Source organism: Fructobacillus ficulneus (genome assembly GCF_001047075.2).
Taxonomy (GTDB): domain Bacteria; phylum Bacillota; class Bacilli; order Lactobacillales; family Lactobacillaceae; genus Fructobacillus; species Fructobacillus ficulneus.
In genome coordinates, this window is sequence record NZ_DF968001.1 from 49101 (window position 1) to 57108 (window position 8008).

Sequence of the window (8008 nt, forward strand, 5' to 3'; positions counted from 1 at the left end):
AAATTAATTTAGTTAACCTGGTGGTCCGTGCCTTTACCAGCCAAAACCGACAAAACATCCCCGACAGCCATCTTACCAACTTCATGCAATGCTTCCTTTGACTTAGCCGCCACGTGAGGCAAAACAAAGGCGTTTGGCAAGTGCATTAACTCGTTATCAACGCTAACGGGTTCTTCATTCACAACATCCAAACCGGCCGCCGCAATCTTGCCGGCCTTTAAGCTAGCAATCAAGGCCGGTTCATCAATGACCGGTCCGCGACCAACGTTAACAACAACAGCTGAGTCTTTCATTTTATCAAAGGCTGCCTGGTCAATCATGCCAGTCGTACTTTCAGTGGCAGGCAAGGTTGAAACCACGAAATCAGCCTGTTCAAAGATTTCATCTAGAGAAGCCATCCGACCATTAGGAACATCACGGTCATGACGGGCATAAGCCAAAACATGAACGCCAAAGCCAGTCAATAACTTAGCTAAAGCCTGACCAATATTTCCAAAACCAAGGATTCCAACAATCTTACCAGAGACTTGTTGGCCATTCTTACCAGAAACATATTCCTTAGCAGCTGGGTCAGACAAAGCATCACGAGTTGCTTCAAACAAACGACCAGCCATCAACATCAAAGTCACTGCAGTTTCAGCAACAGCCACAGCGTTGGCTCCTGGTGTGTTGGTAACAACGACACCATGGTCAGCAGCTGCTTGTAAGTCAACATTGTCGTAACCAACCCCGTAGCGGGCAATTACTTTCAAGTTAGGGTAACGATCAAGCAAAGCACCATCAATTGGATACATCATCAAGACAATTCCAACCACGTCCGGGTCACCGGGAAAGTCTGCTGCCGTTTGTTGTGGATTAGAAATCACTTCATACCCCGCCTTAGTGAAAGCAGGCAAAACGCTTTGGTCAATTCCATCAAATACTAAAACTTTTTTCATGAGCTATTAATTCCCTTTCTTACTTGCTTTGTCCAAGCAAAGCTTCCAATTGGTTCAACCGGTCTTCAAAGACGGCAAAGGCCTGGTCTAGGTACTCACCTTCGGCCATGTTAACTCCGGCCTTCTTGATAACATCGAGCGGGCTAGCAGAGTTACCAGCCTTCAAATAGTCCTTATAGCGGTCTGCTTCGCCCTTGGTCAAAATGTTTTGTGCCAAAGTTGTTGCGGCTGCTTCACCAGTTGAGTACTGGTAAACATAGAAATTGTAGTAGAAGTGCGGAATCCGAGTCCATTCGTAGGCGATTTCTTGGTCTGTCTCAAGGTCAGGACCGTAGTACTTGGCATTCAAGTCACCATAGTAATCGGCCATCACTTCTGCAGTCAATGGTTGACCAGCGGCGTCTTGGTCGTGAATCCAGGCTTCAAATTCAGCAAACTGAGTTTGACGGAAAACCGTCCCCTTAAAACCATCGAGGTATTGGTTCAAGACGTAAGCTTGGACTTGTTGATCATCTGGATAGGCCTTCAGCAAGTAATCCGTCAACAAGGATTCATTGGTCGTTGAGGCAATTTCAGCCAAGAAGATTGGATAATCGCCGTAGTGGTATGGCTGATTGTGACGGGTCAAGTATGAGTGAACCGTGTGACCCATTTCATGAACCAAGGTATAGACATTGTCCAAGGTATCTTGCCAATTTAACAAGATATAAGGGTTGGTGTCATAGGCCCCACCTGAGTAGGCTCCTGACCGCTTACCCTTGTTTTCAACAACGTCAATCCAGCGCTCGTCAAAAGCCTTTTGAACAACCGCTAAGTAGTCCTCACCTAATGGAGCCAAGGCTTTCAAAGCAATCTTTTGAGCATCGGCATAAGTCACTGGCAAATCAACTTCGTCGACCAAAGCAACATACAAATCAGAAGAGTGTAATTCACTCAACCCCAAGACATGCTTACGTAAAGCCACATAGCGATGTAACAATGGTAGGTTCTTATTAACACGGTCAGTCAAAGTGTCATAAACGGCCGTCGGAATCTGGTTGGAAAGCACGGCAGCTTCCTTGGCTGAATTGTAGTGGCGAGTCTTAGCCAGGAAGTTATGCTTTTTGACCGTCGCTGACAAAGTTGAAGCGAAGGTGTTTTTCAAAGACATATAAGCATCGTACAAAGTCTCAAAGGCTTCTCGACGAGTCTGAGGATTTTTTGACCGCAACATCATCGCATAGAGGCCGTTGGTTAATTCTTGAACATTACCATCTTCATCCATCACATCGCCAAAATCGATATCGGCATTATCCAAAACAGAAAAAGTCTGCTCAGCCGATGACATGACTGTTGATGCTCCAGCTAGCAAGGCCTCTTGGTCAGCTGGTAAGGTGTGGGCCTTTTCGGCCAATAAGACGTCGAAGAAGTGTTGGTAAGGCTTCAATCCAGGCTCTTGCAAGTAACCTTTTAGGGTTTCCTGGTCAACCGCCAAAACTTCCGGTTGGAAAAAGGCAGTTGCCTGACTAACCTTGGCTAATAGGTCTTGAACCTGGGCGTTCATGCCCGCGTAAGTACTGTTTGAAGTATCTTGATCAAATTTTTGGTGGGCGTAAACATATAGCTTTTCAAAAGCTCGTTCGATTGCCAAATCGGCTTCTAAACCAGCTTGTAATGTCTGTGCTGAATCACCCAGATGACCAACGTATTGGTCCAACGTAGGTAGCTTCGCCTCCAAGTCAGCAAAGGCTTCCTGATAGGCCTGGTCGTCTGCAAAGATCGCGCCTAAGTCCCAAGTCAACTCGGCTGGAACTTCTTCTCGTGTAATTTGTGCCATACAATTATTGCCTTTATTTATGTGCTAAAGGCGCCCCCTTGTCGTTTTCATTCATTTTAACATAGCCATTTTATTCTGATACAAAACTAGGTAGTTTTTTAACAATAATTTGCCCATCAATTACCTTAATTCCACCAACTTTCTCAAGTTCTTGATACAAATTAACTAAAGCAACCTGCCTGCAGTCCTTCTGATAATTCGGATGAAAGTATCGTTCTAAGCGCTGGTTTAAAGCCGATATGGCAAGACATTTCTTTGCAGAATTCATCAGCAACAAAATCAAAACTAACCGTAAATGCCAGTTCGGAACCACCAGGCCAAATTGTCGTCCTAAAAGACACCAAGTAGGAATTTGATCTAACCGCCAGCCTTTTTGATAAAGATAAGCCACTAGGTCTACATCAACTCGTTTTTGTGCTAGTAGCAAAGTCAGCTTTGCACGCTGACGAACAAAATCTGGCGTTCCTTCGTCTATCGGCCCACTCACCATAGTTGGTATCAGCTGTTCAAAGGCTGGATTTGCGAAAATTTGGCGGTGAAACCGTACCCTTTGAAAATCAATTTTATAGAAATTACTGAAAACTACAAAATGCTTCTCTTTCGGCAAATAAAAACAGATTTGGCCATTCCGCCAATACCGGCAAATTAAGGCTGTCGATAAATGACGGTGATAGTATTCTGGGCCCAGTACCCACAAGACATCATAGCCCAGGCTCTGATAACCAAAATTCCGCTCAGCCAACCGCTGGGCACCCAATGGCGAACATTGGTATTCAATCGCCAAGGGTGAGTTATCCAAACGCCTTAACACCAAATCAGGCCGCTGCTGAATCTTCCCAAGTATTGGTTCAATCTGAACCTTACCATATTTTTGATAGTACTCTGCCAAGGCAATTTTGCCAAGTAAGTGATTGAGGCTCTCCCCCTCAGCCAAACCACCAGTGCAGGTTACTTTGCTTTGATGGGCAAAATGGTCAACGTTATGGCCTCCCCGCCGTAGCACAACACCTTGTCGGCAAGCTGGACAAAAATATTTTTCTTTCTTGCTAGCCCGACTAGCTGGATAATATTCATTTGTTTGACTAACTGCAATCAACATAAAAAGGCTCCTATTTCATTTAACGAAATAGGAGCCTTAAATACTCAATAAAATAAATTAGTTTAACCGCTTTTCAAGCCAGTTCGATAACCAAGTCAAAAGCGTAATCAGAATCAAGTAAATGACACCAACGATGGCCCAAACTCTAAATCCTTGTGAGTTACGAGCAACAATCAAGGTACCGGTTTGCGTCAATTCCAAAATACCAATGGCTGAAAGAATGGAAGTATCCTTCAAGGTAATGATGAATTGGTTAACAAATGATGGCACCATAATCTTCAAACCTTGCGGTACGATGACCTTAGCCATGGCCTTACCATAAGGCAAGCCAAGTGACCGGGCTGCTTCCATTTGACCAACGTTGACGGCTTCAAAGCCACCGCGAACAAAGGCACCCGTATAGGCTCCTTCATTCAAAATCAACGTCAACAAACCGGCCGTAAATGCTGGCACCTTCGTATGCAGAACACCGGGCAAGCCGATGTAGATAAAGAAGGCCAAAACCATCAATGGCAAACCACGGAAGGTATAGATAATTGTTGTTGATAAGCCTCGCAAGAACTTCGATTGTGAAACGCCCATGACTCCAAGAATCAAGCCCCACAATGATGCCAAGATAATGGCAAAAATCGTCAACTTAATTGTTTCAACTAAACCGTTCCAAATTGACTTTTTGTTTGACTTCAGGATTCCCCACGTTGAGTCGTTATCAGAAGCACTTCCAGTGAAAGTCTTTTGATCTGACTTCAAATACTTATTAACAATCTTTTGGTAAGAACCGTCAGCCTTCATTTCCTTCAAGGTTGAGTTAAAGGCCTTAATCAACTGTGGATTCTGGCCCTTCTTAACGAAGAAACCATAGGCACCAGCATTACCCAAGTCATTTGCATTCTGGACTTGGAGCTTCAAGCCGTTCTTGATGGCGTACTGGATAACAGGCATATCTTCAAAGGTCGCGGCACTGTTACCGTTGACCACGTCGTTATACATCGTATCTGTATCGTTAAAGTACTTAACCTTGAAACCATACTTACTTTGCAATGAAAGACCATAATTAGCAGCAGCTGTTCCAGACTTCAAAGCAACAGTCTTGCCCTTCAAGTCGGAAAGTGATGTTAATTTGGAACCCTTTTTAGTAATCCAAGCAACCCCAGTGTTGTAGTAAGGGTCAGAAACATCGTAGACTTGCTTTCGCTCGTCAGTGATGGCCATTCCAGCAATAATTCCGTCCGCTTGACCGTTGGCAACCATTTGGGCGGCCGAGTTAAAGGCCATTGGCTTTAACGTATAGGTAAAGTGGTTACGCTTGGCAACTTCCTTGAGGATATCTTGGTCAATTCCGATATACTGATTATTTTTGTCCTGAAAATCAAAGGGTGCATAAGTTGCATCAGTTGAAATTACATAATTGGGCTCTGCGGCGCTGGCACGATTTCCAAAGGCAATTAAGCCCAAGAAAAAGGCCATCACCAACAAAATCGGTTTCATTCGTCTGTTGACCATGGTATTTTTTCTTCCTACTCTTTGTAAAAATTAAATTTAGGCTTGCATAACCTTTGACAAGAATGATTGCAAGCGTTCATTCTTTGGTGCGTTGAAGACTTCTTCAGGGGCACCAGATTCTTGAATCTTACCAGATTCGAAGAAGACAACACGGTCAGCAACTTGCTTAGCAAAGCCCATTTCGTGTGTCACGATAATCATTGTCATTCCAGACTTAGCCAAGTCCTTCATAACGTCCAAAACATCCCCAACCATTTCAGGGTCCAAGGCAGATGTTGGTTCATCAAATAACATAATATCAGGGTCCATCGCCAAGGCACGGGCAATAGCAACACGTTGCTTTTGTCCACCTGACAATGAATTAACAGACTTGTCGGCCTTATCAGACAAACCAACTGTTTCTAGTAATTCCTTACCACGGGTAATGGCTTCTTCTTTGGTCATCTTGCCTAATTGCACAGGTGCCAAAGTGATGTTTTCCAAAACAGTATAGTTATTAAAGAGGTTAAAGTTCTGGAACACCATTCCGATGTTTTCGCGAACCTTGTTGATATCTGTCTTTGAATCTGAGATGTCAAAACCGTCAACTTGAATCAACCCTGAATTAGGTGTTTCCAATTGGTTTAACATCCGCAAAAATGTTGACTTTCCCGAACCGGAAGGGCCAATCATTACGACAACTTCGTTGTCTGCTACGTCTAATGAAATGTCACGCAAAACATGGTTATCGCCATATGACTTATTAACCTTATCGACGTGTACTTTCACTTTCTTTTCTTCACTCATGATCGTGTCCTTTTTTCAACCCAGTTACTCAACCAAGTAAGTAACGTAATTACAATTAAGTATATCACAGCAATGATTGCCCACACACGGAATCCCTGTGAGTTTCGGGTAACAATCAATGTTCCTGTTTGTGTTAATTCTAAGATACCAATTGCTGAAAGCAAAGACGTATCCTTCAAAGTAATGATGAATTGGTTAATGAATGATGGCACCATCAACTTCAAACCTTGCGGAATGATAACCTTACGCATTGCCTTAGCATGTGACAAGCCCAATGAACGAGCCGCTTCCATTTGACCATCATCAACGGAATTAAATCCTCCACGGACAAAGGCTCCAGTATAGGCTCCTTCGTTTAAGACCAAAGTCAAAATTCCGGCTGAGAAAGCAGAAATCTTAGTTCCCGAAACTGCCGGCAAACCAATATAGATAAAGAAGGCCAAAACTAGCATTGGCATTCCACGGAAGAGGTAAATGATGGTTGTTGACAAGCCACGCAAGAACTTTGACTTTGCCACACCCATTACACCAAGCAACATTCCCCAAAGTGAGGCCAAAACGATCCCGACAACCGTTAAGTACAATGTTTCCTTCAAACCAGACCAGAAAGCGGAATGGTTAGAAGTCAAGATACCCCAGACGGAATTGTTTGATGCGGCACTACCCGTGAAGGTTGAGGCCTTAGCATCCAAATACTTATTAACAATCTTGTCATAAGTTCCATCTTTTTTGATGGCGGCATAACCCTTATTAAAAGCAGCAAGCAAAGCAGCACTGTCGCCCTTCTTAACGGCAAAGCCATAATCACCGGCGTTGAATGGGTCCTTTGGATTTTGAACAGTCAGCTTGGTACCATTCTTAACAGCATATTGCAAAACTGGCAAGTCACCGAAGGTTGCTGCTGAGTTGCCATTGATCACATCTCGGTATGATGTATCTGAATCAGAGAAATAAGTAATCTTGAAACCATATTGGTCCTTGATTGATTCAGCGTATTGGGCTCCGGCAGTACCAGTCTTCAATGCAACCGTCTTACCCTTCAAGTCTGACAATGACTTAATTTTTGAGTTCTTGGCTGTTGCCCAGCCAATTCCACTCCGATAATAAGGCGTTGAGAAATCAAAGACCTGACGACGGGCGTCCGTGATTGACATTCCAGCGATAACCCCATCAGCCTGTGATGAAGCAACCGCTTGAGTCGCTGCATTGAAAGACATTGGCTTTAATGTATAAGTAAAGCCTTCCCGCTTAGCGATTGTAGCTAAGATGTCTTGGTCAATTCCAACGTACTCATTATTTTTATCTTGGAAATCAAAGGGTGCATAAGTAGCATCCGTGGCGATAATATAGTGGGGTTCACTCGCATTGGCGGACTTGGCAAGACCGGTTCCCAATGCTAAGATTGCGACCACAGTTGTCACCAAAGTCATTAGTCTATTTTTCATAATAACCTCTTTATTCAATATTAGTCCTATTGTAGCAAAAATTAACTTTGATTTAATAACATATGTCAGTTTTCATTACATCACTGGTCTAGTCCGGAGCAGCTTTTTCTCTCTGGTATAATAGGCCTTATGACAAATTGGATTAGCCACACAATCGAACCTTGGATGCCGGCCGGTGCTTTAAAAGCCAAGGCCGACTATGCTGAGATCGCCTGCCAGTCAGGGTTTTCACGTCTAGCCATTGCCCGATACAATGACCAACGGTTCTCTGCCGCTGACCGAACAGCTAAGATTAACGACTGGCTGTTCGATATCAAAACCGGTGACCTAGTTGTCCACCAATTTCCGACCTATATGAGTGCCGACTTCGAGGCCGAGTGGCAGGCCAGCATTCAAGCCCGCGGTGCTAAATACATCTTAT

General features: G+C 43.9%; 6 protein-coding genes and 1 pseudogene. 1 reads left to right on the forward strand and 6 read right to left on the reverse strand.

Annotated elements, in window-relative coordinates:
- Positions 1-8 precede the first annotated feature (8 nt).
- From AOQ29_RS03570 to AOQ29_RS03595, 6 genes are all read right to left on the reverse strand, one after another.
- Positions 9-938, reverse strand: a complete 930-nt coding sequence (locus AOQ29_RS03570; protein WP_061993166.1) for an NAD(P)-dependent oxidoreductase — start codon at positions 936-938, stop codon at positions 9-11.
- Positions 939-957: 19 nt separating this feature from the next.
- Entirely contained in the window at positions 958-2754 is a 1797-nt protein-coding gene (gene pepF, locus AOQ29_RS03575; RefSeq protein WP_061993167.1) for an oligoendopeptidase F, read from the reverse strand.
- 70 nt (positions 2755-2824) lie between these two features.
- Complete coding sequence (locus AOQ29_RS03580) at positions 2825-3853, reverse strand: competence protein CoiA (RefSeq protein WP_061993168.1); 1029 nt, start codon at positions 3851-3853, stop codon at positions 2825-2827.
- A gap of 57 nt (positions 3854-3910) precedes the next feature.
- On the reverse strand, positions 3911-5320 hold the full coding sequence (locus AOQ29_RS03585) for an ABC transporter substrate-binding protein/permease (RefSeq protein ID WP_061993171.1): 1410 nt from the start codon (positions 5318-5320) through the stop codon (positions 3911-3913).
- A 72-nt stretch (positions 5321-5392) separates the two neighbouring features.
- Positions 5393-6142, reverse strand: coding sequence for an amino acid ABC transporter ATP-binding protein (locus tag AOQ29_RS03590; protein WP_061993169.1), 750 nt, complete (start codon positions 6140-6142; stop codon positions 5393-5395).
- Positions 6139-7587, reverse strand: coding sequence for an ABC transporter substrate-binding protein/permease (locus AOQ29_RS03595; protein WP_061993170.1), 1449 nt, complete (start codon positions 7585-7587; stop codon positions 6139-6141). The genes AOQ29_RS03590 and AOQ29_RS03595 overlap by 4 nt, the downstream gene beginning before the upstream one ends.
- 129 nt (positions 7588-7716) lie before the next feature.
- Between AOQ29_RS03595 and AOQ29_RS07950 the strand changes: the two are divergent.
- Positions 7717-8008, forward strand: a pseudogene (locus AOQ29_RS07950) (beta-1,6-galactofuranosyltransferase); the annotation flags it as partial.

Coding starts and splice junctions, on each gene's coding strand:
- AOQ29_RS03570 (WP_061993166.1), bottom strand. CDS start 938: ATGAAAAAAGTTTTAGTATTTGATGGAATTGACCAAAGCGTTTTGCCT.
- pepF (WP_061993167.1), bottom strand. CDS start 2,754: ATGGCACAAATTACACGAGAAGAAGTTCCAGCCGAGTTGACTTGGGAC.
- AOQ29_RS03580 (WP_061993168.1), bottom strand. CDS start 3,853: ATGTTGATTGCAGTTAGTCAAACAAATGAATATTATCCAGCTAGTCGG.
- AOQ29_RS03585 (WP_061993171.1), bottom strand. CDS start 5,320: ATGGCCTTTTTCTTGGGCTTAATTGCCTTTGGAAATCGTGCCAGCGCC.
- AOQ29_RS03590 (WP_061993169.1), bottom strand. CDS start 6,142: ATGAGTGAAGAAAAGAAAGTGAAAGTACACGTCGATAAGGTTAATAAG.
- AOQ29_RS03595 (WP_061993170.1), bottom strand. CDS start 7,587: ATGAAAAATAGACTAATGACTTTGGTGACAACTGTGGTCGCAATCTTA.